The organism is Enterobacter cloacae complex sp. P38RS, assembly GCF_014930775.1.
GTDB classification, from domain to species: domain Bacteria; phylum Pseudomonadota; class Gammaproteobacteria; order Enterobacterales; family Enterobacteriaceae; genus Enterobacter; species Enterobacter bugandensis.
Window position 1 is genome coordinate 128,797 of sequence record NZ_JADBRS010000006.1, and the last position, 26,568, is coordinate 155,364.

At 58.1% G+C, this 26,568-nt stretch carries 25 protein-coding genes and 1 pseudogene; 12 read left to right on the plus strand and 14 right to left on the minus strand.

Annotation, left to right across the window (positions count from 1 at the left end; all coding sequences use genetic code 11):
- Positions 1-447 precede the first annotated feature (447 nt).
- From IM303_RS10615 to trpS, 5 genes are all read right to left on the minus strand, one after another.
- Positions 448-819: a hypothetical protein gene (locus IM303_RS10615; RefSeq protein ID WP_150144905.1), complete on the minus strand. Its 372-nt coding sequence runs from the start codon at positions 817-819 to the stop codon at positions 448-450.
- 115 nt (positions 820-934) lie between these two features.
- Positions 935-1,414, minus strand: coding sequence for a type VI secretion system tube protein TssD (locus IM303_RS10620; protein ID WP_048999276.1), 480 nt, complete (start codon positions 1,412-1,414; stop codon positions 935-937).
- Between the two features lie 2 nt (positions 1,415-1,416).
- The gene (locus IM303_RS10625) at positions 1,417-1,764 is read right to left on the minus strand and encodes a hypothetical protein (protein ID WP_193359893.1); all 348 of its coding nucleotides are present in this window, start codon (positions 1,762-1,764) and stop codon (positions 1,417-1,419) included.
- Positions 1,757-2,440: a hypothetical protein gene (locus IM303_RS10630; protein ID WP_048999277.1), complete on the minus strand. Its 684-nt coding sequence runs from the start codon at positions 2,438-2,440 to the stop codon at positions 1,757-1,759. Before IM303_RS10630 ends, IM303_RS10625 begins: the two co-directional genes overlap by 8 nt.
- A 172-nt stretch (positions 2,441-2,612) precedes the next feature.
- Positions 2,613-3,617 carry a tryptophan--tRNA ligase gene (trpS, locus tag IM303_RS10635; protein ID WP_048999278.1) on the minus strand — a complete coding sequence of 335 codons (1,005 nt, stop codon included), beginning with the start codon at positions 3,615-3,617 and terminating at the stop codon, positions 2,613-2,615.
- Between the two features lie 199 nt (positions 3,618-3,816).
- Here trpS and fosA point away from each other — a divergent pair, with 199 nt between their 5' ends.
- On the plus strand, positions 3,817-4,242 hold the full coding sequence (gene fosA / locus IM303_RS10640; RefSeq protein WP_048999279.1) for a FosA/FosA2 family fosfomycin resistance glutathione transferase: 426 nt from the start codon (positions 3,817-3,819) through the stop codon (positions 4,240-4,242).
- Here the strand turns inward: fosA and IM303_RS10645 are convergent.
- Positions 4,228-5,235, minus strand: a complete 1,008-nt coding sequence (locus IM303_RS10645; protein WP_048999280.1) for a LacI family DNA-binding transcriptional regulator — start codon at positions 5,233-5,235, stop codon at positions 4,228-4,230. The two genes, fosA and IM303_RS10645, sit on opposite strands and share 15 nt — an antisense overlap.
- 185 nt (positions 5,236-5,420) lie before the next feature.
- On the opposite strand from IM303_RS10645, the gene IM303_RS10650 reads away from it, so the two are divergent.
- Together IM303_RS10650 and IM303_RS10655 are read left to right on the plus strand one after the other, a co-directional pair.
- On the plus strand, positions 5,421-6,509 hold the full coding sequence (locus tag IM303_RS10650; RefSeq protein ID WP_048999281.1) for a cellulase family glycosylhydrolase: 1,089 nt from the start codon (positions 5,421-5,423) through the stop codon (positions 6,507-6,509).
- A gap of 45 nt (positions 6,510-6,554) precedes the next feature.
- A complete protein-coding gene (locus tag IM303_RS10655; protein ID WP_048999282.1) occupies positions 6,555-7,949 on the plus strand; it encodes an MFS transporter in 1,395 nt (464 codons plus the stop codon).
- Between the two features lie 36 nt (positions 7,950-7,985).
- Here IM303_RS10655 and IM303_RS22255 read toward each other — a convergent pair whose 3' ends face one another.
- The 5 genes from IM303_RS22255 to IM303_RS10680 all read right to left on the minus strand — a co-directional run bounded on the left by IM303_RS22255 (position 7,986) and on the right by IM303_RS10680 (position 14,099).
- Complete coding sequence (locus tag IM303_RS22255) at positions 7,986-9,227, minus strand: hypothetical protein (protein ID WP_048999283.1); 1,242 nt, start codon at positions 9,225-9,227, stop codon at positions 7,986-7,988.
- A 125-nt stretch (positions 9,228-9,352) separates the two neighbouring features.
- Entirely contained in the window at positions 9,353-10,174 is an 822-nt protein-coding gene (locus tag IM303_RS10665) for an alpha/beta fold hydrolase (protein ID WP_048999284.1), read from the minus strand.
- 30 nt (positions 10,175-10,204) lie between these two features.
- Entirely contained in the window at positions 10,205-11,824 is a 1,620-nt protein-coding gene (locus tag IM303_RS10670; RefSeq protein WP_193359894.1) for an MFS transporter, read from the minus strand.
- On the minus strand, positions 11,821-12,228 hold the full coding sequence (locus tag IM303_RS10675; protein ID WP_028015359.1) for a DoxX family protein: 408 nt from the start codon (positions 12,226-12,228) through the stop codon (positions 11,821-11,823). The genes IM303_RS10670 and IM303_RS10675 overlap by 4 nt, the downstream gene beginning before the upstream one ends.
- Complete coding sequence (locus tag IM303_RS10680) at positions 12,228-14,099, minus strand: amidohydrolase (protein WP_193359895.1); 1,872 nt, start codon at positions 14,097-14,099, stop codon at positions 12,228-12,230. Before IM303_RS10680 ends, IM303_RS10675 begins: the two co-directional genes overlap by 1 nt.
- A gap of 219 nt (positions 14,100-14,318) precedes the next feature.
- On the opposite strand from IM303_RS10680, the gene IM303_RS10685 reads away from it, so the two are divergent.
- The 5 genes from IM303_RS10685 (at position 14,319) to IM303_RS10705 (ending at position 21,541) form a co-directional block, all read left to right on the plus strand.
- Positions 14,319-15,005, plus strand: a complete 687-nt coding sequence (locus IM303_RS10685) for a hydrolase (RefSeq protein WP_023331928.1) — start codon at positions 14,319-14,321, stop codon at positions 15,003-15,005.
- A gap of 61 nt (positions 15,006-15,066) precedes the next feature.
- Complete coding sequence (locus IM303_RS10690) at positions 15,067-15,288, plus strand: DUF1427 family protein (protein ID WP_028015362.1); 222 nt, start codon at positions 15,067-15,069, stop codon at positions 15,286-15,288.
- A complete protein-coding gene (locus IM303_RS10695; protein ID WP_193359896.1) occupies positions 15,285-15,545 on the plus strand; it encodes a XapX domain-containing protein in 261 nt (86 codons plus the stop codon). The genes IM303_RS10690 and IM303_RS10695 overlap by 4 nt, the downstream gene beginning before the upstream one ends.
- 23 nt (positions 15,546-15,568) lie before the next feature.
- Positions 15,569-15,949 (plus strand): response regulator transcription factor, encoded by a 381-nt coding sequence (locus tag IM303_RS10700; protein ID WP_028015364.1) that lies wholly within the window; start codon positions 15,569-15,571, stop codon positions 15,947-15,949.
- 9 nt (positions 15,950-15,958) lie between these two features.
- Positions 15,959-21,541, plus strand: a complete 5,583-nt coding sequence (locus IM303_RS10705) for an ATP-binding sensor histidine kinase (RefSeq protein WP_193359897.1) — start codon at positions 15,959-15,961, stop codon at positions 21,539-21,541.
- A 3-nt stretch (positions 21,542-21,544) separates the two neighbouring features.
- Here the strand turns inward: IM303_RS10705 and IM303_RS10710 are convergent, their stop codons facing one another.
- Positions 21,545-22,162: a response regulator transcription factor gene (locus IM303_RS10710; protein WP_193359898.1), complete on the minus strand. Its 618-nt coding sequence runs from the start codon at positions 22,160-22,162 to the stop codon at positions 21,545-21,547.
- Between the two features lie 179 nt (positions 22,163-22,341).
- Positions 22,342-22,728, minus strand: coding sequence for a VOC family protein (locus IM303_RS10715; protein WP_193359899.1), 387 nt, complete (start codon positions 22,726-22,728; stop codon positions 22,342-22,344).
- An 85-nt stretch (positions 22,729-22,813) separates the two neighbouring features.
- Here IM303_RS10715 and IM303_RS10720 point away from each other — a divergent pair.
- Together IM303_RS10720 and IM303_RS10725 are read left to right on the plus strand one after the other, a co-directional pair.
- A pseudogene (locus IM303_RS10720) lies at positions 22,814-23,419 on the plus strand (ATP-dependent Clp protease proteolytic subunit); the annotation flags it as partial.
- Positions 23,420-23,554: 135 nt separating this feature from the next.
- Positions 23,555-24,676: a cupin domain-containing protein gene (locus IM303_RS10725; protein ID WP_045259554.1), complete on the plus strand. Its 1,122-nt coding sequence runs from the start codon at positions 23,555-23,557 to the stop codon at positions 24,674-24,676.
- Between the two features lie 38 nt (positions 24,677-24,714).
- Here IM303_RS10725 and IM303_RS10730 read toward each other — a convergent pair whose 3' ends face one another.
- On the minus strand, positions 24,715-24,903 hold the full coding sequence (locus IM303_RS10730; protein ID WP_028015370.1) for a hypothetical protein: 189 nt from the start codon (positions 24,901-24,903) through the stop codon (positions 24,715-24,717).
- Positions 24,904-25,123: 220 nt separating this feature from the next.
- Here IM303_RS10730 and IM303_RS10735 point away from each other — a divergent pair, with 220 nt between their 5' ends.
- Positions 25,124-25,357 carry a DUF2171 domain-containing protein gene (locus IM303_RS10735; protein ID WP_028015371.1) on the plus strand — a complete coding sequence of 78 codons (234 nt, stop codon included), beginning with the start codon at positions 25,124-25,126 and terminating at the stop codon, positions 25,355-25,357.
- A 138-nt stretch (positions 25,358-25,495) separates the two neighbouring features.
- Positions 25,496-26,449 (plus strand): AraC family transcriptional regulator, encoded by a 954-nt coding sequence (locus tag IM303_RS10740; protein ID WP_032644966.1) that lies wholly within the window; start codon positions 25,496-25,498, stop codon positions 26,447-26,449.
- Positions 26,450-26,568 lie beyond the last annotated feature (119 nt).

Consider the following 26,568-nt stretch of genomic DNA (forward strand, 5'->3'; position numbering starts at 1 on the left):
TAGGTTTTAGACTGTAAGGCGAATATACATAAAGTGGTTAATAAGCCGGGCTAAAATCCGAAATAAAGATCCATATTGATATTGGTCATGTTTTAAAAAAGGAATGGTAATGGTTCTTGTTAATTATAAATGTAACATTTACTGAATTGCCGATAAATAATATTATGCAGCGTATGTGTTTTAAAATGGGAGTGTTAGAAATCCTTTGTCATTCCAGTAATATAAAATCAAAAAGGAATCAAATTTGTCCCAACCCTTTGATTGCGACAAAACCCTTAGGGCTCCCTGGCCTGGCCATGCTCTGACTTGTAAATATGGTGTTTTAATGCGGATAATCAAACAGTTAATGGTAGATGCGACATATGAATCTCTTGATCCCACCTCATGTAATCCTTGAAGCAATAAAACGATACGGGCATGTCATCCCATGCCCGTTGTAAGTAAAAATCACTCGTGCTTTACCTGCTCTTTCACAGCCTTAATCAGCACAGCGTGAAGTTCGCCGACGGTTAAATCGCGTATCACAGGTTCGGGTATGCCACGTACCCAGCGGATAAACCGACAGATGCCAAAAAAGTCTATACCTTCACCCGTAAACAGATACTCATTTTCTGCGAGAGAAAACGTTTTCATATAGCCATCTTCTTCCGTGGCAAGCTGAACGCCAAAAGCTTCTTCGCAGTCTTCCAGTAGGTCTTCGCCATCCATACCGCAAATATGCAAATCGGCCTCAATCAACGTATTGCTATCGATAGGTTTACGATGCTCACCTGAGGAGTTTCGAACAACCTCAATGACTTGAGAGAGTGTGGGTTCCATCATGATGCTCTCCTTTAATGCGGTGGAAATCATCGCCAGTGCTTCCCGGCGTCGTTCCGCTTGGTCGGACCGACAAGCACAACGTTACCCCGGCCCGAGAAATTTTAAAGTCGGTTCAGGCTATCGCCATATGATTCCAGGCATCTCTGTAAACTATATTCCCGTCACAGTGTTTCCAGGTGATTGCCTCATATCTTAGCTCGATTGTCTCTGTATGCGTTCCTGTTCCAGAACCCGGGAACAGATTTGGCGTAATCCCCGTGATTTTTACATTCTCCAGGATAATGTTGAAATATTCTCTCTCGATTCCTGCATCATCAATTTGATACATTTTGATCGTAGCCGATTTTAGCGTTTGGTTTTCACACAGTGCCCTGATAAGAACCGGAGTTGTTTTATCAAACACTTTCTGAACAGCAATCGGTGTATGTACACGGGTACCTGTTAGTCGGCCTGTATTTCCACTCACAGGAATGGTGAGGTGATGAGTGACTGCCTTTAATTCAATAGCACCTAACCGACCGGACACCATGGAACCTCCTACGACGGGTGAGCCATTAGCATCGGTTAACCATAGATATGCTGGATTTGACATGATTATTCCTCATCTATATTTACAAAAGAAGGTAGGTGCAACATCGCCACGACCCATATGAATAAGCCAATTATTTTCAGCGGCCATGGTTCAAGGACAGCTATACAAGCAAATGCCCCGATGATCATTAAGGGACCTGATAACACATCCAGGAGCCCGCCCCAAATATGTATCTTTCCTGGCAGGAATTTATTCATTACAAATGAAATAATGTAAGCACTTATGGTAATAATGCAAAAGGCGATTGTTTTATCATGCCAGGTTTCGAATTCTATCCAGCAAAGGATATAGGCTAAAACTAAATATGAGCAAAGAAGCAGATTTATAATTGGGATGATAAACTTACTCATACGCGCCTACCGTAGTGTGTGTTGTTAGTTTTTCATTAACTTTCTTCATGATCTGATTAAATACAGGCATACCTTCTGAATAACCTGCATGGATAGCATCTACGAAAGGCTGGACGGCATCAGCGAACAGAAAATAAAGTAGATCGTAGTCTCTGGGTCTCAGAAGTTGATATATCTCAGGGGCTTCGGCTTTGAGTCTGTCAGATGTTCTGATTGAGCGTTCAGCCATTCCCCCAAACAAAAGGAGTGTGCTCAGTGCCGTGATTGGGTTTTTTTTTCCTTTGAAAACAACAAATGTGAAGGACGTTCTTTCAATAACATGTTTTGCGATAGTAGATGCAATAATATTGGTTGATATTCTACCTGCAATTGAAGTCGTTACAGATCGGTATATTTTATCCTGCTCATCCTCGGTTAAATATCTATTGAATACTTTAAAAATACTTTTAACTGCGTTGACAATGTTCTCGTAATTCAAAATGTCGTTTTTTATGGCAGTCATCATTCTTATACGTTGAGTTTCACGGGCATACCTCGTATCCGTGTCAAAGATACCATAGACCAGATATCCATAATCTAGCGGTACAGATAGCCCTCCATTTATAAGCCCAGTAACTGTATCAGGAGAAACGATAATATTGCATAATCTCCGGGCTATATCTTCTACATCGGCCATAATAATCCTTTAAAAGCGCAATAAAGGATTTATCAATGTAATATTAATGAGACTGAAGCAATTTATATTATCTAAATAAGAAGTTAAGTATTGTTAGAGGTATCAATTTCAATTTTAATGAGATAATAAGCGGCTTCATGCTAATCCCACGCACTCCACCGCTAAATCTACCTTAACTAAACACCGGCACCCCCAGCCCAACCTTCACCTCCCTCAACGTCTCCTGCGTCACCCCCTGCGCCCGTTCCGTCCCGCGCTTCAGCATCGCCATCAACTCCCCCTTGTCCTGCATATACATCGTCCGCCGCTCCCGCATCGGTGCAATCAGCTCTTGCAGGCACCCCTCCAGCTCGTTCTTACACACCCGGTCACCCAGCCCGCCCGCCTGATAGTGCGCCTTCATCGCCGCCACTTTCTCCTTGTCCGGATGAAACGCGTCGAGATACGTAAACACCACGTTCCCCTCAATCTGCCCCGGGTCGCTCACCTTCAGGTGGTTCGGGTCGGTGTACATCGCGCTGACCGCACGGTGAATGGTCTCTTCGCTGGCTGAAAGGTGCAGCGTGTTGCCCAGCGATTTCGACATCTTGGCGCTGCCGTCGATACCGGGCAGGCGGCTGGTATCGCTCAGCATCGCCTTGCAGTGGCGCAGCACCGGAGCGGGCAGCAGGCTATTCATCTTGTGGACGATCTCGTTGGTCTGCTCAATCATCGGCAGCTGGTCGTCGCCGACGGGCACGCACTCGGCCTTAAACGCGGTAATGTCCGCCGCCTGGCTGATGGGGTAGGCCATAAACCCGACCGGCAGCGAGCGGGCGAAGCCCTTCTGCGCAATCTCGTTTTTCACCGTCGGGTTACGCTCCACGCGGGCGACGGTGACGATGTTCATATACAGCATCGTCAGCTCGGCGAGGGCGGGCAGGGCGGATTGCAGACAGATCGTGGTCAGGTTCGGATCGATGCCGGCGGCGAGGTAGTCGGCCAGCACTTCGGGGATGTTGTCGCGAATTTTTTGCGGGTTGCTGCCATTGTCGGTCAGCCCCTGCAGGTCGGCAATCAGCACAAACTGGTTGTGCGTCTGCTGAAGCGCCACGCGCTGGCGCAGCGATCCGACGAAGTGGCCGAGGTGCAGCGGGCCGGTTGGGCGATCGCCGGTGAGGATGGTGGGTGCGTTCATAAAGACTCCTTAACGTTGTAATGCCGAAAGGGGTCTTAGAAAAGTGAAAGCCGCCTTTCGGCGGCTATCTGAAAATGGGAAAAACTACTCCGTGCCGCCTTTAAGAAGGCAGCCACCAGCGGTTTACGGTGAGGACGGCGTGGTTTATGTTCATCTCTTTACCGTACCACGTCCGGCGCGAAAAACAAAAGGGCACGTCATGCTGCAATCTCTCAACCACCTGACCCTCGCGGTCAGCGACCTGCAAAAAAGCATCACCTTCTGGCACGCGCTGCTGGGGCTGACGCTGCACGCCCGCTGGAAAACCGGGGCCTATCTCACCTGCGGCGATCTGTGGGTCTGCCTGTCGTACGATGAGGCACGCCGGTACGTGCCGCCGCAGGAGAGCGACTATAGCCACTACGCGTTTACCGTGGCGGAAGAGGATTTTGAACCGTTCTCGCAAAGGCTTGAGCAGGCGGGCGTCACCGTCTGGAAGCAGAACAAAAGCGAGGGGGCGTCGTTCTACTTTCTCGACCCGGACGGGCACAAGCTGGAGCTGCACGTGGGCAGCCTCGCCGCGCGGCTGGCGGCGTGTCGCGAGAAGCCCTATGCGGGCATGGTGTTTACCTCAGACGAGGCTTGAGGCGCGCACCTTCAGCCTGCCCGCCAGCGTCACGTGCGTGGCGGCATCTTCCTGATTGCACAGGTACTCCACCGCCAGCCGTCCCAGCTCGCTGTAGGGCAGCTGGATACTGGTCAGCGGCGGGGTGAGCTGCTCGGAAATCTTCTGGTCGTCGTAGCCCGCCAGCAGCATGTCCTGCGGAATGCGCACGCCGTTCACCGCCAGCGCCTGATAGCAACCAATCGCCAGCCAGTCGCTGGCGCAGAAGATGGCGTCCGGGCGCTCGGCCAGTTCCAGCAGGGCCGTGGTGGCGGTAAAGGACTCGCTGAACTGCCAGTTGGTCTGACGCACCAGGCCGTCGTCGCACGCGAGTCCGGCCTGCTGTAGCGCCGCCCGGTAGCCCGCCAGACGCTGGCGGGAGGCCTCCATCCAGCTCTCGCCGGTGATGTGGGCGATGCGCGTGGCCCCGCAGGCGATGAGGTGTTTAGTGACCTGGAAGGCGTTGGCGTAGTCGTCCGGGATAAACGACGGCAGCAGCGGCGAGCCGGGGTCGCGCTGGTTGAGTAGCACCAGCGGGATGCGGGTACAGTCGTGAAACGCCGTCATGTCCACCAGAGTGGTGACCGGAGAGGCGAGAATAATCCCGATGCAGTTGCGCTTCTCCAGCTGGCGGATAATGTTCAGCGCCAGCTCCACGTCGTCGCCGTAGTCGTAGACGGTGAGCAGGGTCTCGTTGCGCCACGCGGCTTCCCGCGCCTGGCTGATGGCGTCGATAAACGGGTCAAAGCTCTGCAGCGAGCTGACCAGCAGGGCGATCTCTTCCTGGTTGCGCGGGGCGTGAACGGCGGGGAGGCGGTCGTAGCCGAGCTCGGTGGCGACGCTAATCACCCGATGGCGAGTCTCGTCGCTGAGCTTGATGTTGCGGGACTGGTTGAGCACCAGCGATACCGTTGCCTGCGACACCCCTGCCGCCCGCGCAATATCGTTCATCGTCACTTTTGTTTTTCGCTTCATCCGTCCTCTCCCTTTCGCGACTTCGCATCATACCCTAACCGCACGCTTTAGCGCCGTCGATCACGTTTCTCATTCATCGAAGCGTGAACTTTGTGAGGGGCATCGCTTTTCTAAACGCCGTGATTTGCGCATTTATCCCGCAACTAATATTTATTAGCTAAACATTATCAGTAAGAGGATGCGTAATGAAAGAGCAGTGGAGCAGGGAGCAGGCAAAGGCGTGGTATGAACAAAAAGGCTGGCTGTGCGGGTTTAACTATCTGCCGTCGACGGCGGTGAACTGGACTGATATCTGGCAGGAGGAGACCTTCGATGCCGAAACCATCGAGCGCGAGCTGGGCTGGGCGGCGGAGGCGGGCTACAACACCCTGCGCATTAATCTGCCGTTTATCGTCTGGGAGCACGACCGCGACGGGCTGATTGCGCGCATCGACCGGTTTTTGACGATTGCCGACGGTCACGGGTTCAGCACCATGCTGACCCTGATGGACGACTGCGGCTTCTCCGGTGACGAGCCGTACCTCGGCCCGCAAAAGCCGCCGGTGCCGGGCAAACACAACAGCCAGGCGGCGGCGAGCCCCGGTCGCGATAAGGTTTGCGATCCCGACTGCTGGGCAGACATTGAACGCTATATCCGCGACGTTGTTCGCCAGTTCCGCGACGACAGGCGCGTGCTGCTGTGGGATCTCTACAACGAGCCGGGCAACCGCGGCATTTTCGCGACGGGCACGCAGGAGGTGCAGTACGACGCGAAGCTGGAGACCTGCGCCCACGCGCTGATGAAGCTGGCGTTCCGCTGGGTGCGTGAAGAAGACCCGACCCAGCCGCTCACCGTCTGCGCGTGGCGCGTCCCGCCGGAAGAGGAGGGCGAGACGTTCTTCCAGCACCCGCTGGACCAGACCGCGCTGGCGCTCTCGGACGTGGTGAGCTTCCACGCCTACACCCACACGGGGCGCATGACGGCGATGATTCAGCAGCTGCAAAAGCTCGGTCGCCCGCTGTTCTGCACCGAATGGCTGGCACGCCACGTGGGCAGCACGATTGAAGAGCAGCTTCCGCTGATGTACATGGCGAAGGTTGCGCCGTATCAGTGGGGGCTGGTGCGCGGCAAGACCCAGACGTGGCTGCCGTGGCCGGTGGTGATGAAAGAGTCCACGGACTACTGTCGCCTCTGGTTCCACGACGTGTTTGAGGAGAACGGCATTCCGTTCTCACGCGCTGAAATTGCGCTGATGCAGCAGCTGCGCAAAATCGCCCCGAATCCGCAGGGCTAATAATAACGACCCGGCGCGCTGTCGCCGGGCAACCAGGTACGCACTATGGCAACGACAATGAAAATACCGTCTCGCGAGTTGTGGTCTTATTTTGGCTATGGTTTAGGTCAGTGTTTTAGCTTTGGTTTAGTGGGTTCGTTTATTAACTATTTTTACACCGACGTGCTGGGGATCTCGGCGCTGGCGGCGAGCACCATCTTCCTGATTGCCCGCGCGTGGGACGCGGTTCACGATCCGCTGTTTGCCAGCATAATGGACACCATTAACAGCCGGTTCGGCAAGTTTCGCCACTTTTTGCTGATTGCGCCTTTGCTGATCACCGGCGTCACGCTGCTGTCGTTCTATAAAATCGAAGCGGACATGACCACCAAAATCCTCTACGCCGGGGTGACGTATATCCTGTGGGGGACGCTGTACGCCATCTCCGATATCCCGTTCTGGTCGATGTCGTCGGTGATGACCAACGACTCCGGTCAGCGCACCCGCGCGGTGACGGCGGCGATGCTCGGGGTGAACGCCGGGATTGCCTGCGCCAATATCTTCTTCCCGAAGCTGGCGGCGTTCTTCGCCCAGTACAGCAACGATAAAGGCTACTTTATGGCGGCGCTGGTGATGATGCTGGTGGGCCTGCCGCTGATGCTTAACGGCTTTATGCAGATCAAAGAGCGCGTGCCGCCGAGCCCGGAAAAGGTGACCATCCGCGACACCTTCCACAACCTGCGCCAGAACAAGCCGCTGTTTATCGTCCTGCTGTCGTTCTTCTTTTGCGTGTTCCACAACGTGGCGGGCGGGCTGTATATCTATTTCTTTATCAACAACCTGGGCGACGGCAGCCTGCAGATGGCGATTGGCGTGATGGGCATTGTGGCGGCGGTGCTGTGCCTGGTCGCCCCGATGCTGACGCGCCGGATGCAGAAGCGGAAGCTATTTATGATCCTCTGCGGGCTGGACGTGGCGGTGCGCGTGGTGATGTGGTTTGTCGGATATCAGCAGGTGACGATGCTGTTTATTCTGCTCGGCCTGAGCACGCTATTCGTGATGATGACCAACATCCTCACCTCGTCGATGATTGCCGACACCATCGAGTACGCGGAGTACCACACTAACAAGCGCTGCGCGGCGATCACCTTCTCCGGGCAGACCTTTACCGGCAAGATGTCGGTGGCGGTGGGCGGCGGGCTTATTGGCGTGTTCCTGACGATGATCGGCTACGTGCCGCAGGCGCAGATCCAGAGCGAAGGCGTACTGTCGGGGCTGTTCTTTGGGATTTGCCTGCTGCCGGCGATTGGGTCGCTGATCCGCATGGGCTTTATGTCGCGCTTTACCTTTACCGAGGAGAAGCATGCGGAGGTTTGTCGGTTGCTGGCGGAGCGCGAGCACGGCGTTGTGCAACGCGGTGAGCCTGGGCAGAAGCATGAGCCTCCGCTTACTGTGAATTGATTAAGTAGCGCCCGCGCTGCGGGCGTTTCTTAAAAGCTACTTGATATCATGAAGCAACTTTAATAAAAGGCTATCACCGTTAGATTTAATTTTCTGAAAATAAACAGGCTCAGCTATAGGCGAATCCCATTGGTGTATCTCATCCTTCTTAAACGGGATACATTTCATAGCGGTGTTTTTTAACCGTTTTATGCGAAGGTCATATTCGTCAAAGTTGTCTGGCGTAGTTTTCAGGCTCAGCGATCTGGCATGATTGATTTGCGTAGGGCAAATAAGCTGAATGTTTCCAAGCGAGAAAATGTTTACGCCGGTGATAAAGAATCTCGAAGGGATATCTTTATAGTAACGTGTGTTCCATGTTAAACCATCAAACATCGCTGGCGGGTGAGTGTGAGTATCTATGTAATATTGATGTGTGCGCCAGTCGCTAATGCCGGAAAGGTTCATGGTCATGTTAATGATCATATTGGGGGTGGGGCGGAAAATCATTGTCAGGACAAGCATGCTGAGAGGAATAATAATTAGTGTATAAGTGATTATTTGCAATAAACTTTTATTTTTCTTTTCGTTTATCAGGATCATTCCTGGGAAAATACCCACAATAATCATCGCGACCGAGAGTGCAAGGAAAATGATAACCTGTAAGAACGTATTACTTCCTTCGCTAAAATCTAGTTGACCCGCGATAAAAATGAGCGGGAAGATTTGTGTAAATGCAGGGGCAATCAATAACAGAGGCAGCCAGTTTCTGACGGCGTTTTTCTGCAAATATTTTACATCACGCGTATCATCAACATCCTTATATGACTGAACGTTGAACATAAGCCAGTAGGATAAGCAATACGATGCGGCCAGTATTATGGCTATCGCTAAGGCAAGAACGATAAAACCATTTATATCAAGAAAAAATTGTAAGCAGAACGCTCCGATAAGCACAACGCACATCACAACGCTATTACCAAAACAGATTGAGGTAAAGCTATGTGTCAAACCTTCGTATTTAACAAACTCTTTCTCATGTGCGGTGTAAATTAAGTAAGCAAGGACAGATGAGATAAAAATGACAAGGCTGAAACCAAGTAGTGAGACAAGGGTAAACCCAAATATTATTCCTACTGCGCTACTCACGCTCAACGCATCATATAAAATATCAAGCCGGTCAATATTCGCAAGATAGAACCATATAACGCTAAATGTACAGGCTGTGACAAATGAAGAGGATGTTAAAATAGCGATGATAAACTTTCGGGTTAGCCGCTTAAGAAACTGGATATTCATCTTATGTAGTCTCCCTTTGAAATGAAGGAATACTAGTCACAAGGGAGAGGGAGTTCTACGCTCAAATTTAGTATGCCGGGAAGTGCATATTCAGGCTGACGCCTGCTGGCGTCAGCCCCGGGACCTTACAGCGACTTCACAAACGCCAGCAGATCTTCGTTGAGCTGATCCTGGTGGGTCAGCGCGAAGCCGTGCGGCGCGTTGTCGTACACCTTCAGCGTGGCGTTTTTGATCATCTCCGCCGCCAGCTTGCCGGTGCTTTCAAACGGCACGATCTGGTCGTTGCTGCCGTGGATCACCAGCGTCGGCACGTCGATTTTCGCCATATCCGGGCGGAAGTCGGTTTCGCCAAACGCGGTCACGCAGTCGATGGTGCCCTTCAGGGATGCCAGCAGGGCGATGTTCAGCGTCTGGGTCAGGGCACCGGCAGAGACGGTCTGCCCGGCGTTGGTGCCGTAGAACGGCGTCGCGAAGTCGCTGATGAACTGGGCGCGATCTTTACGCAGTCCGTCGCGAATGCCGTCGAACACGCTCTGATCCACACCCTGCGGGAAGGAGTCGGATTTACCGAAGATCGGCGTGACCGCGCCCAGCAGCGCCAGACCGGCCACGCGCGAACTGCCGTAGTTGTTGATGTAGCGGGACACGTCGCCGCCGCCCATGGAGAAGCCCACCAGCGTCACGTCCTGGAGGTCCAGGGTGGTGATCAGGTCGTTAATGTCGGACGCAAAGGTATCGTAGTCGTAGCCGTTCCACGGCTGATCCGAGCGGCCAAAGCCGCGACGGTCAAAGGCGATGGCGCGGAAGCCGCGTTCGGCCAGGTAGTTCAGCTGGCTGTCCCACATGTCGCCGTCCAGCGGCCAGCCGTGGCTGAAGAGAACCGGTTTGCCCGCGCCGCAGTCTTTGTAGTAAATCTGCGTGCCGTCTTTTGCCTTAAACGTTGCCATAGTGTGTTCCTGTACAGGTGATGGTTATGGTTATACCGGCGCGACCAGATAGCGAATTGCCGGTGATGTTGTGCCCTGATGAAAAGCCAGAACGCGGCTCTGCAGCAGGAGGTCATTCATGGTGTGGCGTTCCTGCTGGCGCAGATGCTCAATCCACGAGCCCATCAGGAAGGTCTCGATAAACAGACCGGGGCGCTCAATATCCTCGTACACCGCCCAGCTCATCGCCCCGGCGCGGCGGCGCACCCGGCGCAGCTCGTGTACCGCCTCCAGGAAGGCTTTCGCGTTCTGCGGGTCGATGATGTACTCGTGCGAGACCAGCACCGGGCCGCGCTCGTTCGGCAGCTCAATCTCCACGCCGTCCAGCGGCTGGCCGCTCAGGTCGAGGTTTAAATCAGGATCTTTCTCCAGCTTCCAGCGGAACACCGTTGCGCTTGCCAGCACCATCCCCAGCGTGGCGATCACCAGCGAGGTTGGGGTGCCAAACTGCGAGGCGATCTGCCCCCAGATGGCGCTGCCCGTGGTCATCGAGCCGAAGAACACCGTCAGGTAGACCGCCAGCGCGCGGGCCTTCACCCAGCGGGCGGCGCTGCGCTGCGCGCCGAGGTTCAGCGTCGAGAGCACCGCAATCCACGCGAAGCCGGTGAAGAACTCAAACAGGTTCAGCAGCCAGACGTGGCGCACGAACGCCAGCGCCAGCATGGTGAGGGCAAAAACCAGGCTCGCGGCCACCATCAGGCGGTCGGCGTTCAGCCGCTGGCGCAGGCGCGGCAGCAGGATGGCCCCGGCAATGGCCCCCAGGCCAATGCACGCCAGCATCACGCCGTAGCCCGCCGGGCCTAAACCCAGCTCGCGGCGCGCCACCAGCGGCAGCAGCGCCCAGCCCGCGCTGCCGAAAACGAAGAACGCCACGGTGCGCACCAGCACGTTGCGCAGCACCGGCGCGGCGTGCACGTAGCGAATGCCGGAGCGCACCGCGGAGAAGAAGTGTTCCGGCGGCAGGCGCTGCACGGACGGTGCCGGACGCCAGCGCCACAGCACCCACGCCACGCCGACCACGGACAGCGCGTTCAGGGCAAACACCATCCACGGTCCGGCGAGCGAAAGCAGAAAACCGCCCAGCGCGGGACCAATCGCCCGGCTGATGTTCACCCCGAGCGAGTTCAGCGCCACGGCGGCACCCAGCTCCGGCTTGCTCACCAGATCGGGCACCACGGCCTGGAACGGCGGCGAGCTCATCGCCGCGCCCACGCTCAGCAGGAACGTCGCCACCAGCAGAACGGAAGGGGTGACGTGTCCGGTGAAGGAGAGCACCGTCAGCCCGGCGGCGGCGATGAACACCCACAGCTGGGAGAAGAGCAGGTATTTACGCCGGTCGACGATGTCCGCCATCACCCCGGACGGCAGGGCGAAGAGGAACATCGGCAGGCTGCTCGCCGCCTGCACCAACGCGATATCCAGCGGATCGGCACTGAGCGTCAGCATGCTCCAGTTGATGCCGACGTCGCTCATCCATGAGCCGACGTTAGAGACCACCGTGGCGATCCACAGCATGCGGAACACCGGCTGGCTCAGCGGCTGCCAGGGCGAAACCGCCCGCGCGGGCGTCGTCTCAACGTGTGCGTCGCGAACGTCGTTAACCTGGGTCATGCGAACCTCTCCGTTGCCTTACGCTGCAGCCGCCACTGGCCCGGCCCGGTGAGGGCGAGAGTGGTGAAGATAATTAGCAGCAGCCAGCCAAACTGCCCTTCGGCAATCGACCAGTCCGGGTGTACCGCCAGCATCGCCACCAGCAGCACGGCGATAATCGGCAGGCACGCCAGGCGGGTGTAGACGCCCGCAATGATCAACAGCGGGCAGATGACTTCGGCGACGATCGCCGGGATCAGGCTCGCGTAAGGCCCGAAGCCAAACGGATCTTCAATGCGCGTCAGCTCTTCGCTGAAGTGCAGCACCTTCGGCAGGCCGTGCACGTAGAGCAGCAGCAGGCTGCCGGTGAGGCGCAGGAAGAACAGCCCCAGGTCGACCCGGGGCGGCATAGTAGTGTTTTTCATCAGAATGCAAAGCAGCTGCAGCCCAGCGCCCCCCAGAAAGCGTTATCGTCGGACACCGGCATCTCTGACGTGCGGGCGAAATCATGCTGGTGGCTGTGAACTCCGCACGGGCCGCTGCAGTGGTGGACGGTGTTCATGCCGACGCGCGTAGCCTGCGGCGGCGCGCTGCGGTAGTGGCCCGGCACCTTCACCACCGGGGACCACTCGGGCAGGACCGGAATGGCCGGTGGCGCGAGCGGGCCAAAGCTGCCTGCGGCGTAGACGATGTCGCCGTTGACCACCGTCAGGACGGACTCGATGCCCTTGATCTCCTCTTCCGGCACGCGGAAGTAGTCTTTGCTGAGCACCGCCAGATCCGCGAGCTGGCCGACCTTGATCTGCCCCTTCTGGTTCTGCTCGCTGGAGAACCACGCGCTGCCCTGGGTCCAGAGCATCAGGGCGGTATCGCGGTCCAGGCGGGCGCTGTGATCGTACATCTGCATCCCGCCGACGGTGCGGCCGGAGACCAGCCAGTAGAGCGCGGTCCACGGGTTGTAGCTCGCCACGCGGGTGGCGTCCGTCCCTAAGCCCACCGGTACGCCGGTCTCGAGCATTTTTGCCACCGGCGGCGTGTGGCGGGTAGCTTCGATGCCATAGCGCTCGGCAAAGTACTCCCCCTGGAAGGCCATGCGGTGCTGCACGGCAATGCCGCCGCCCAGCGCTTTGATGCGGTCGATGTTGGCCTGGGTAACGGTTTCCGCATGGTCGAAGAACCAGTGCAGGCCGTTGAACGGAATGTCGCGGTTAACTTTTTCGAACACGTCCAGCATGCGGCTGATGGATTCGTTGTAGGTGGCGTGCAGGCGGAACGGCCAGCGGTGCTCCACCAGATGGCGCACCACGCGCTCCAGCTCGTCCTCCATGCCCGGCGCGAGGTCCGGGCGCGGCTCGAGGAAGTCTTCAAAGTCGGCGGCGGAGAAGACCAGCATCTCGCCCGCGCCGTTGTGGCGGAAGAAGTCGCTGCCCTGGCCCGGCGTGAGCATGTCGGTCCATTTTTCAAAGTCTTCCAGCTCGTGGCCCGGACGCTGGGTAAACAGGTTATAGGCGATGCGGATGGTCATCTGCTTTTTCTCGTGCAGCTCGGCAATCACCTCGTAATCTTCCGGGTAGTTCTGGAAGCCGCCGCCCGCGTCGATGGCGCTGGTCAGCCCCAGACGGTTCAGCTCGCGCATAAACTGACGGGTGGAGTTAACCTGCTGCTCCAGCGGCAGCTTCGGCCCTTTGGCCAGCGTGGCGTAGAGGATCATGGCGTTCGGACGGGCAATCAGCATCCCGGTCGGGTTGCCGTTGGCGTCGCGCTGGATCTCGCCGCCCGGCGGGTTGGGCGTGTCTTTGGTGTAGCCGACCACCTTCAGCGCGGCGCGGTTGAGCAGGGCGCGGTCGTACAGGTGCAGGATGAAGACCGGGGTGTCCGGCGCGGCGTCGTTAATCTCATCCAGCGTCGGCATGCGGCGCTCGGCAAACTGGAACTCGCTCCAGCCGCCGACTACGCGCACCCACTGGGGCGACGGGGTGCGCAGGGCCTGCTCTTTCAGCATCCGCAGGGCGTCGGCCAGGGAGGGCACGCCTTCCCAGCGCAGCTCGAGGTTATAGTTCAGCCCGCCGCGGATCAGGTGCAGGTGCGAGTCGTTCAGGCCGGGGATCGCGGTGTGGCCTTTCAAATCCACCACCTTAGTGCCGTCGCAGTAGTGCTGCATCACCTCGGCGACGGTACCCACTTCCAGAAATTTTCCGTCGCGCACGGCAACGGCTTCCGCGACAGGATTTTCGCGATCGACGGTGTGAAACTGGCCGTTAACCAGAATAAGATCGGCTTTACCGAGGGTAACCATAACTGCTCCTGACTGAGAGGGGGAATGGTCAGGATTATGGGAACCGGTTTCGGCAAAGATCCAGTTATACAATAGGATAGGTATACCAAAGTATAACTATACCTAAGGTTAACTATACGAAGAGATAATTACGCGCGGCGACGGAAAACCGCAGGATGAGGGTGACTTTATCGTCGCGGCGCTCGCGGCGATTTCTACCCTTAACCACTGGAAAATGCTATGACCTCTTCAAAGCTCGAAGTGTTAACCCCTGCGAACTGTCAGATCATCTTTATCGATCACCAGCCACAGATGGCGTTTGGCGTGCAGTCGATTGACCGCCAGGTGCTGAAAAACAACACCGTGGCGCTGGCGAAAGCGGCCAAAGTGTTCAACATCCCGACCATCATCACCACCGTTGAGACCGAAAGCTTCTCCGGTAACACCTATCCGGAGCTGTTGGACGTCTTCCCGGGCCAGGACATTCTGGAGCGTACCTCCATGAACTCCTGGGACGACCAGAAGGTGCGCGACGCGCTGAAGGCTAACGGCAAGAAGAAGGTGGTGGTTGCCGGCCTGTGGACCGAAGTGTGCAACAACAGCTTTGCCCTGTGCGCGATGCTGGAAGGCGACTACGAAATTTATATGGTGGCGGACGCGTCCGGCGGCACCTCCAAAGAAGCCCACGACTTCGCGATGCAGCGCATGATCCAGGCAGGCGTGATCCCGGTGACCTGGCAGCAGGTGATGCTGGAGTGGCAGCGCGACTGGGCGCGTAAAGAGACCTATACCGCGGTGATGGATATCGTGCGCGAACACTCCGGCGCGTACGGCATGGGCGTGGATTACGCCTACACCATGGTGCACAAAGCGCCGTCTCGCCAGAAGAGCGAGCACCGCACCTTAGCGCCGGTCCCGGCTCGCTAAGTTCCGTCGGCGGGCTGGTCCCTCATCCGGCTCGCCGCTGCCTCTTTCTCTGGAGTTCACGATGAGTACTGGGCTGATATCCCTTGCCGCAGGCGTGTTGATTGGCCTGATGTATGCCGTGCTGAAGGTGCGCTCCCCTGCGCCGCCCGCGCTGGCGCTGATTGGCCTGCTGGGGATGCTGGCGGGTGAACAGGCGACGCGCCATCTGTTATCCCGCGACGGCGCGCCGCCTCCTCAGGTAACGGTTCCACAGGTGAAATCGCAGACGGGAGCAACGTCATGAGAGCATGGATAATTTCGCTGGTGTGCGGCGTGGTTGCTGGGGTAATTTACGCCCTGCTCGACGTTCATTCCCCGGCACCGCCGGTTGTCGCCCTGCTTGGCCTGTTTGGCATGCTGGTGGGTGAACAGCTCATCCCGGTGGGACGGCGTTTACTGAGTCGCGAACCGTTTACCCTCGCCTGGTTTCGTTACGAATGCGTGCCGAAAATCAGCGGCACGGCGCCCCCTGCGCCCGCGAAGGACGATCGCGACGTTTAATGATTTTTTTGAGGAAAGACAGCATGACGCTGCCGTGGCGCATTGCCATCATTGATGACGAACGTTCCGTCCGCAGCGGGCTGAGTAATCTCCTGGAGTCGGAAGGGTATGCCGCCGATACGTTTGATTCGGCAGAGGTGTTTCTGAGCCATCCGCTCGCCCTGTCCGGCGCGGCGCTGGTGATCGCCGATATCAAGCTGCGGGGCATGAGCGGCCTGGAGCTGTTTGACAAGCTGCGGCTGCTGGCCGTCCCCCCGCCGCCCGTGATCTTTATCTCCGGTCATGCTGATGAAAATATGCAGCGGTACGCTCTTAGCCTGGGCGCCGCTGCATTTTTGCGTAAACCCATTAACATCGATATTCTGCTGGATCATATACAGCGGGAGCTGGCCCGCCGACGATAAGGATCGCGGATGAACGAACACGAGCAGCCTGCATTCTGGCCCGCCCAGGGGAATCTTCACCAGGGGCGGGTTTTTGTCCTTAAAGAGGATGTGATTTTTACCGTGCTGGCGCAGGAGGGCGGTATCGCCTGGATGCACGCGCGCCATCCCCATTCCGGCGGCTCGTTCATCATTGCCACCGCGGTGAGCGACGAAGAGGAAGAGCGGGCCACGCGGCTGCTAAAAAATGAATTTGCGCTGCGTGACGTGCTGCAGGACAGCTGGGCCATCCGTGCCGTAGCCTCCACCCAGTACCGGGGACGTTTCGCGCTGGTGTATGCGCCGTTTGCGTTTGAGCTGCTGGCGCGGCGCGCGGGCAGGGCGATCTCGGGGAACTCGCGCTTTATTGAGATGGCGATCCAGATCTGCGTTCCCCTGCGCCAGATGCACCTGCAAAACCTGATCCACGGCGATATCAAGCCCGGCGCGATTTTTGTTCATCACGATGCCACCTGCCGTCTGGGCAGCTTTGGCCTCTCCTGTAGCCTCTCCGGGGCCTTCTCCCAGACCCGGCTTGCCGTTTCAGGCGGTACGCCCGCGTATATGTCGCCGGAGCACACCACCCGCACCCGGCGTCCCGTTGACGGCCGCAGCGATCTCTACAGCCTCGGCATGGTGCTGTATGAACTCCTGACCGGACGCCTGCCGTTTGAGTTGGGGGAGGACGATCAGACCAACTGGGCGCACTACCATATTGCCTCGGAGCCGCTGGCCCCGGACGTGATTCGCCCGGACGTGCCGGGAATGCTGTCGACCATCATCCTCAAGCTGCTGGAGAAGCACCCCGATAACCGCTACCAGACGGTCGACGGGCTGATTGCCGACCTCCGCCGCTGCCAGGCGACGCTGACCTGCGAGGGCGAGATCGTCGCCTTTACGCCCGGCCAGCAGGACCGCACTCCCGCGATCCATCTGGCGGACTCCCTGTTCGCGACGCATCCGCAAGCGAATGACGTCATTGCCGCGTTTGAGCGGGTGGGCCAGAATCTGGTGCCGGAGCTGGTGACGATCGGCGGGCCGTCGGGGATTGGCAAATCGTCCATCATCGCGACGGCGCTCAAAACGCTGCAGCAGCGTCAGGTATTGCTGGCGGTGGGGAAAGTCGATCAGTTCTCGCCGTCTTTGCCCTACGGCGTGTTAAGCTCCGCGTTCCGCACCCTGACGCTGCACCTGCTGGGGCTGCCCGCGGAAGATGTAGCGAAGTGGAAAATCCGCCTGTCGCGCGCCCTGGAGGGGTACGAAGCGCTGGCCGTCAGCCTGGTGCCCGAGCTGGGGCTGCTCCTTGAGAGCAAGCCGCGCTACTCGGCGGATACCTTTTCCATTGATGCCCGGGCGCGCTTCAGCCATATGGTGCTGGCGCTGGTTAAAACCTTTGCTTCTCAGGGCTGCCCGCTGGTGCTGGTGCTCGACGATCTCCAGTGGAGCGACGCGGCCAGCCTGCATACGCTGAAACATCTGCTGGTGACCTGCGGCGCTATCCCGCTGCTGCTGGTGGTCGCCCACCGCGATATCGGTTCGTTGTCTGAACCGACGCTGCAACAGCAGCTGGCGAGCCTGCCGGAGGCGGCGCAAAACGCGACTGAAATTGTCCCGCAGGCGCTGTCCGTGAAGGCGGTGGCACGCTGGCTGGCGACGATATTTCGTGCCCGCAGCGCGGCGACGACCGACCTCGCCACGCTGATCCACGAGAAAACCGGGGGCAACCCGCTCTTTGTGCACGAGTTTTTCCGCCGCATCGTGGATGACGGGCTGGTGGTGCACAACAAATATCAGGATAAGTGGCACTACGATCTGCAGGCGATCCGCGCCCGGCACTACACCGAAAACGTCGTTACCCTGGTGCTGGAGCAGCTCGAAGAGCTGCCCGACGAGACGCGCCGCCTGCTGGGCAGCCTCGCCTGCCTCGGCGGCACGGGCGAGATGGAGATGATCTGCCGGGTGGTCAGCATGTCGATGGCGGAAATGCGCTATGCGCTGCATCCGGCGGTGATGGCCCAGCTCATTGTGCTGACGGAAAAAGAGTACGCCTTCACCCACGACCGGGTGCAGGAGGCGGCCTTTGCGATGCTGGATCAGCATGAGAAAAGCCATCTTCACCTGACCACCGCCAGCCTGCTGGCCGACGCCGCGCGTCAGGCCGCGGGGAACGAACTGTTGTTCCGCGCCGTTCACCACGTCACGGCCGCGCTGGACTGCATCCAGCCCGCGCCGCAGCGCCAGATGTTCCGCGAGCTGAGCCTGCTGGCCGCACGACGGGCAAAGCGTTCGGGGGATTATCCATCGGCACTCAGCTATATCCAGACCGCCAGAGCGCTGGGCAACGCCGGGACGGTGTCAGACTTTATGCTTGATATCGAAGAGGCGGGCTGCGAGTTTGCTCTGGGGCACCTGGAGCGCACCCGCGAGCTGTGTGATGCCATCCTCGGCTGCCCCGGCGGGCTGACCGAAAAGGCGCTGGCGGCCAACCTGCTGGTGGAAGTGTACATTCGCCAGTCGGACAGCCGTCTGGCGCTGGAGGCGGCGCTCTGCTGGCTGGGGATTTTTGGTATTCAGATTGGCCGCCACCCGGAAGACGCCGACTGCGACGAGGCCTGGGAACACTTCTGCAACCGCACGGCCGACGCGCCGCAAAACCTTTTTGCCCAGCTGTCGCGAATGGATAACCCGGAAACCGAAGCGGTGATGAACCTGCTCTACAGCGCCAGCATTTGCGCCAGCTTCATCTGCCCGCGCCTGCATTTTTTGCTGCTCTGCCGCATGATGCACCTCACCCTCGACCACGGCATCACTGGCGCCTCCACCACGGCGATGGCCTGGTTTGGCGTGCTGATTGGCCAGCGCTACGCCGAGTACCGCCTCGGGTTCCAGTACGGCACCCTGGCCCGCGAGCTGGTGAACCGCCACGGCTACGACGCGTTCGAAGCCAAAACCCTGCTGCCCCTCGACCAGCTCAGCGTCTGGACCCAGCCGCTGTCATTCACCATTGAGTGCGCAAAAGCTTGCTTCACCGCCGCCGTTACCCACGGCGATATGACGGTGGCCTGCTTTGCGGCCTGCCATCAGGTCATTAACTTCCTCTCACGGGGCGATCACCTGGACGGGGTGTTGACCAGCATCGATCGCGGCCTGGCGTTTGTACGTAAAACCCACTTCCAGGACGTAGAGACCATATTGATGCTCCAGCGCACCTTCGTGGAGTTTTTGCGCACGCCGACGATTGGCACCTGGACCGCGTCGCAGGCGCTGCCAGAGGCGCTGCTTCCCGCGTCGCCGGAGCAGGCCCCGGAGCAGACCTCCACCATGCTGTTCTGGTACTGGCTCTACCGTGGCATGGCGCACTTTACCTGCGGCGAGTATACCGACGCGCAGGCGGATCTTGAGATGGCGGGCTGGTACGCGTGGTCTGCGCCGGGCCATATCCATCTGCTGGATTACCATCTCTACAGCGCGCTGGCGCTCTCACGTCAGCTGACGCCGGAGACGTTTTCGGCGAATCACCGCCGCAGCATTCACGCACACTACGACAAAATCGCCCTCTGGGCGCGCATTAATCCCGGCACGTTCGCGGATAAAGAGGCGCTGATATACGCCGAAATTGTCCGTCTGGACGGGATGAACAGCATTGCGCTTGAGCAGTATGAGAAGGCGGTCCGGCTCTCCCGCGAGGGTGGCTTTAACCCGATTAACGCCCTGGCCCACGAGCTGGCGGGCCGCTTTGCGCTGGCCTGCGGCTACCCAACCGCATCAGACGCGCACTTCCGCGGCTCGATTGCCGCCTGGGGCCGCGCGGGCGCGCAGGCCAAGGTGCGCCAGCTGGAGCAGGATTTCCCGCACCTGCTGGCCTCCGGGCAGGCCAGCGCCTACGACACGGTGGCGTTTGCCCAGAACGAGACGATCCGCGATCTGCAGAGCGTGATCAAGGCTTCCCGCGCGCTGTCGGAAGAGATCAATCTTGAGCGCCTGATTGAAAACCTGATGACCATCCTGCTCGAACGCGCCGGGGCGCAGCGCGGCCTGCTGCTTCGCGTGAGCGATAACCTGATCCCGGAGATCGAGGCCAGCGCCTGGACCAGCACCGACGGCGTGCGGGTGCGGATCCTGAAAGACGTGCCGATGGCGACCGACATGCCGCTGTCGGTGCTGGCTGCGGTGATCCGCACCGGGCAGGAGATCCGCACCGGCAAGCCGGAGGAGTTTCATCCCTTCAGCCAGGACCCTTATCTGGTGACCTCGGGGGCGGCGGTGATGTGCGTCCCGATGTTCAAACAGGCGCGGCTGGTGGGCGTGCTCTACCTGGAAAACCGCCTGATGCCGGAGGTCTTCACCGCCGAGCACTCGCGCGTGGTCAGCCTGCTGGGCGCGCAGGCAGCGGTATCCCTGGAGACGGCGCGGCTCTACGCCGAGCTGCTGGCGGAGAACATTCAGCGCCGCCGGGTGGAAAAAGAGCTGCGCGCCAGCCAGACCTCGCTGATGCTGGGCGAGCAGATCAGCCACACCGGCAGCTGGCGCTGGGAGCTGGAGCAGGATCTGATGTTTGTCTCGGAAGAGTACGCCCGCATTCTCGGCCTGCCCGACCAGCAAAAGATGATCTCCATGGCGGAGTTTTTAACCTTCGTCCACGAGGACGATTACGCCCGCATTAGCGCCATCGTCACCCAGAGCGTGCGCGACGGGCTCTCCATGCGTGCGGAGTTTCGTATAAAGCGCACCGACGGCTCAACGCGCTACCTCCTCGGGATTGGCGATCCGGTGGGGGTGGGCAGCGAGGTGAACGAGTACTACGGCATCATTACCGATATCACCAGCCAGCGCGCCGCGGAGGATGCCATGCGGGTGGCGCAGGCGGATCTGGCGAGGGTGTCCCGCGCCACCACCGTCGGACAGCTGACCTCCTCCATCGCCCACGAGATCAACCAGCCGCTGATGTCCATCGTCTCGAATGCCGGGGCGAGCCTGCGCTGGCTCAGCCGCGAGCCCGCCCGCCTGGATAAAGTGCGCGAAGGGCTGGAGGAGATCGCCGCGGAAGGCGCGCGTGCGGGGGAGATCATTCGCAGCATCCAGTCCCTGACGCGCAAGCAGGATCCCACCTTCTCGCGCATCGATATGCACTACCTGATCCACCATATCCTCACGCTTTCGCGCAGCGAGCTGGAGCAGAGACACATTAGCGTTGATTATCTGTTGAACGCCAGCGACAGCTTTATCACCGGGGACAGCGTGCAGATCCAGCAGGTGCTGCTGAATCTGGTGATGAATGCGGTAGAGGCGATGGCCGAGGTGAGGGATCGCGCCAGCACCATCATCCTCAGCACCGCCAACGCGGACGGGAAAGTGATCGTTGAGATCGCCGATACCGGGAGCGGCATTGAGCCCGAACGGCTGGAGCAGATTTTTGACTCGTTCTACTCCACCAAGCCGCAGGGTATGGGGATGGGGCTGACCATCAGCGCCAGCATCATCGAGCGCCACTGCGGGAAGCTGAGCGCGCGCCGCCGGGAGCCGCACGGCACGGTGTTTACCTTCGCGCTGCCGCTGGCCGCGCAGGAAGGGTAAACGTTACTCCGCGGGCTGGCTTTTGGTCAGGCGCTCCACGGCCCTGACCAGCTCGGCCACGGAGCGCACCTGCATTTTCTCCATCACGCGGCGGCGGTGCACCTTCACCGTGATCTCGCTGACGCCCAGCTCGGCGGCAATCTGCTTGTTGAGCTTGCCGGTGATGGCAAGCTCAAGCACCTCGTGCTCGCGCGGCGTGAGGGACAAATGGCGCTGCTTCAGGGCGTAGTGCTCTTTATTGCGCTCGGCGTTGTTCTCCGCCAGCTGCAGCGCGGACTCAATGGCGTCGATCAGCGCGGCGGATTCAACGGGCTTGGTGAGAAATTCGTACGCGCCGCCTTTGATGGCGCGCACCGACATCGGGATAGTGCCGTGGCCGGTGAGAAAAATAATCGGGATCTCGCGCCCGCTGTCTTTGAGCGCGTCCGCCACCTCGAAGCCCGAGATGGCGGGCATCTGCATATCGAGGATCACGCACGACGGCAGATCCTCAAACCGGTGTTGAAGAAACGTTTCTGCTGATGAAAAGCCGATGGCGTTTAAGTCTGCCGATTCCAGCAGCCCGATTACGGACTGCCTGACCGCGTCATCGTCATCAACCACATACACAATGTGTTCCATTCACCGCCCCGGTGCTGATTTAAATGTCGAGGATGCAAACAGTCCCAACGGTGGCGTAAGAGACTGTTTATGCTGACTTTCATCTTAACACATTAAATATCATTATCATTTAACAATATGATAACCATATGAAGTATAGCGAGCCGGGGCGGGGGCGGTGAAGGAATGAAACGCTGTTTTTATGCACCGACAAGCTCAATGCGGTTGCCGTCCGGGTCCGCGACTACCGCTTCATAGAAGCCGTCCCCGGTCATGCGCGGGGCGCTGAGCAGCGTGCCGTTTGCCTGCGCCCGCTCGGCCATGCTGTCCACTTTTGCCTTGCTGCCGACGTTAATGGCGATATGCGCCCAGCCGATAAACTCCGGGTGCGACGGGGCGTCGGGCAGGTCCGGCAGCGTCATCAGCTCGAGGGTCGGCCCGTCATCCAGGGTAATAAAATGGGATTCAAACCCCGGACGGTTTTTGCTGACGTAGCGTTCGTTACTGCGGCCATTAAACACCGTTTCCCAGAACTGAACCTGGGCCTCAAGGCTGCGGGTCCAGAGTGCGACATGTGCAATATTCATAAGATCCCTCGTTATTTGTCTGTGAGGACTTTCACCGATAAAACAGGCTACACTCTGGTTTTGAGCGCGACAAGCTGAGGAAACAACAATGCACTACACACTGAAAGAAAGCGACAAGGACAAAGCGGAAGGGTCAAGCGGCGCGGGCGCTCTGCAGCAAAAACTGCTGGAGTCCCGTTCGATTGTCATCTCCGGCGAGATCAACCAGGAGCTGGCGCAGAAGGTCATTACCCAGATGATCCTGCTGCAAAGCGTCAGCAACGATCCGATCAAGCTGTACATCAACAGCCAGGGCGGCCACGTGGAAGCGGGTGACACCATTCACGACTTCATCAAGTTCATCCGCCCGGAAGTGCACGTCATCGGCACCGGCTGGGTGGCAAGCGCCGGGATCACCATCTTCCTGGCAGCGAAAAAAGAGCACCGCTACTCGCTGCCGAATACCCGCTTTATGATCCACCAGCCGCTGGGCGGCGTGCGCGGTCAGGCGACGGATATTGAGATCGAAGCGCGCGAGATCATCCGCATGCTGGATCGCGTCAACAAGCTGATCGCTGATGCCACCGGCCAGCCGCTGGAAAAAGTGAAAAAAGACACCGACCGCAACTACTGGATGTCTCCGGCAGAAGCGCTGGACTACGGCATCGTGGGCAAACTGATTACCCATTACGACGAGCTGAACCTGGATTAAGTTTTACCGCCGTGTACGTGTCGGGTAGCGGCTTCGCCTTACCCGACCTACGCGCGCTCGTTTGACCCATGACAAGTTCCCCCTCTGCCTTCTTGCCTATAATCGCGCCTGTTTCCCCTCTCGCTGGTGCTACCCATGGCGTATCAATTGAACCTGAACTGGCCGGAATTTCTTGAGAAATACTGGCAAAAACAACCCGTAGTGCTGAAAAATGCCTTCCCGAATTTTGTCGACCCGATTACCCCGGACGAGCTGGCAGGCCTGGCGATGGAGCCGGAAGTCGATAGCCGTCTGGTGAGCCACGCTAACGGCAAATGGCAGGCCAGCAATGGTCCGTTTGAGCACTTTGACGGTCTGGGCGAAACCGGCTGGTCGCTGCTGGCGCAGGCGGTGAACCACTGGCATATGCCCGCCGCAGAGCTGGTGCGTCCGTTCCGCGTCCTGCCGGACTGGCGTCTGGACGATCTGATGATCTCCTTCTCCGTGCCGGGCGGCGGCGTGGGTCCGCATATCGATCAGTACGACGTGTTTATCATTCAGGGGATGGGCAGCCGCCGCTGGCGCGTGGGCGACAAGCTGCCGATGCGTCAGTTCTGCCCGCATCCGGCGCTGCTGCACGTGGATCCGTTTGAGCCGATCATCGATGAAGATCTTGAGCCGGGCGATATTCTCTACATTCCGCCTGGATTCCCGCATGACGGCTTCACCCATGAAACCGCGCTCAACTACTCCGTCGGCTTCCGCGGGCCGAACGGCCGCGATCTGATCAGCAGCTTCGCCGATTACGCGCTGGAAAACGATCTGGGCGGCGAGCACTACAGCGATCCGGATCTGACCTGTCGTGAACATCCTGGCCGCGTGGAGCAGTACGAGCTCGATCGTATCCGTCAGATGATGATCGACATGATTAGCAAGCCGGACGATTTCACGAAATGGTTTGGCAGCTTCGTCTCCACGCCGCGCCACGAGCTGGATATCGCCGCCGCCGAGCCGCCGTATTCGGCAGACGAGGTGCTGGACGCGCTGCAGGGCGGCGAAACGCTGTCTCGCCTGAGCGGCCTGCGCGTGCTGAACGTTAACGGCAGCTTCTTTATCAACAGCGAACAGCTGGAAACGGCGGATGTGAACGGGGCAGATGCGCTGTGCCGCTACACCGAACTCGGCCAGGCCGAGCTGGGCGATGCGCTGAAAAACCCGGCGTTTGTTGACGAACTCACCGGGCTGATTAACCAGGGGTACTGGTACTTCGACGAGTAACAGGAGGCGGCGTTTAGCCAGCCTAAACGCCGCTACGTTTAAACCAGCATATTACATGCCTTCCAGTAGTTCAAAAGCCGCTCGTCGTCGCGCTCTTTCTCCGCTTTGATTTTCATCGCCTGGGCGAGATTCTCTCGCGATAACTCATGGCCTTTTTGCACGATGTCCAGGACCGCTTCACCAAGAGCCAGCGAAATTTCTGCCCGATTATTGTTGCGAATCGTCATAAATACCTCCTCGTTGGTTGCGATAATTTAATTATGATCGGGAAATAATCAGTCGGGAATAATTCATCTCATTCTTATTTTTTCACTTCGGCGTTAAATAGACATCATATTCCATTCTGTCAATGATGTTTCAAAATGCTAATAAGCCTTTTAAGCCTGAATTTATGCGCTACATTTATTTTTTGTGCGACAGGCAAATAACCGAAACAGGAGAATGATTATGGTAGATAAAAGCGCAATTAAGGATCACACTCAGGTTGTCGCCAGCTGCGGAACGCACGTCGGGGTTGTGGACCATTTAGACGGCGAGCGTATCAAGCTTGCGAAGAGTGACCCTGAATCAGGCGGCAAGCACCACTTTATTCCTCTCGGCTGGGTCGATAAGGTCGAAGATAATAAAGTTATCCTGACCAAAAACCATAAAGAGGTTTTTGCTGAGTGGCAGGAAGCATAAATATATTTCTCGTAAAGAAATATATATCTTCGCTCCGGCTTTGTCCGGAGCGTAATAGTGTCTGCGCCCGGTGATTGCTGACATGGCAAAGGGATGGTACTGTTTTGCCTGTCCTTTTCCCGATGCAGGCCCCGAATTATGCTCCAGAGTGAAAATAGATCAGCGAAACGCATATTTTTTGTTGAGGATTTTCAGGTATTCGGCGAGCGCTACGGCATCGACTACCGTTTCCCGCTGTTAAAAGGGGAGCAGGTCAGCGGCAGCCCGGTGTTGCAGGGGAATGTGGAAGAGATGACGCTCTCGTCCGGCATTTCGCTGACCCACTCCGACGTGCATGTATTACAACCCTACGAAACCACATCCCGCCACAGCAGCCCGCTCTATATGCTGGTAGTTCTGGAAGGGTGCGTTACGATCGCGCTCAATGGCATCGACTATCACGTTCGTCCCGGCATGGCGTTCAGCGCCCGTCTGAGTGAGGAACAGGTGATGAGTGCGCGTCACGACGCCGACAGCGCGCTGAAAACGCTCTCGTTTGGCGTGTACCCGCATGAAGCCGGGCGTGAAGCCCTGCTTGAGTCGCTGCTGCTGGAATGGCAAAACCTGAATACACCCACGTTTGTCTGGCACGTTCCCGAGTTTGTTATGTCAGGCATTCAGCATGCGCAGCAGCAGAGGGGAAGCATGCTCGCGCGTAAGCTATTGCTGGAGGGGCTGATGTACCAGCTGCTCGGCCACGGCCTGAACCAGCGCCAGCAGCCCTGCCCGAGCCGCCCTGAGCATGCGCGCCTGGAACGCGTACGGAGCATGCTGGAACAGTCTCCTGAACGGGATCATACTCTCGCGCAGCTGGCAGCCCTGGCTGCAATGAGCCCAAGCAGCCTGCGCAGCAAGTTCCGTCAGCGCTACGGCTGCACCCTCTTCGATTATCTTCGCGACTGTCGCCTTGCGCTGGCGCGCCGCTATCTTCTGGAAGGCCACAGCGTGCAGCAGGCGGCCTGGATGTGCGGGTATCAGCATGCCACCAACTTCGCCACCGCGTTTCGTCGTCATTACGGGATTTCTCCGGGCGACGTGCGCAAACTCCGCTAACGTAATTTCGCCCATCGCGCGAACGCATCCCGTGCGGTTTAGCATCGCGCATACGTAACCTGGCGGCGCGCATAGCCGTTTGCACTCTCAAAAAGGTAATAATTCTTATTAACAATAAG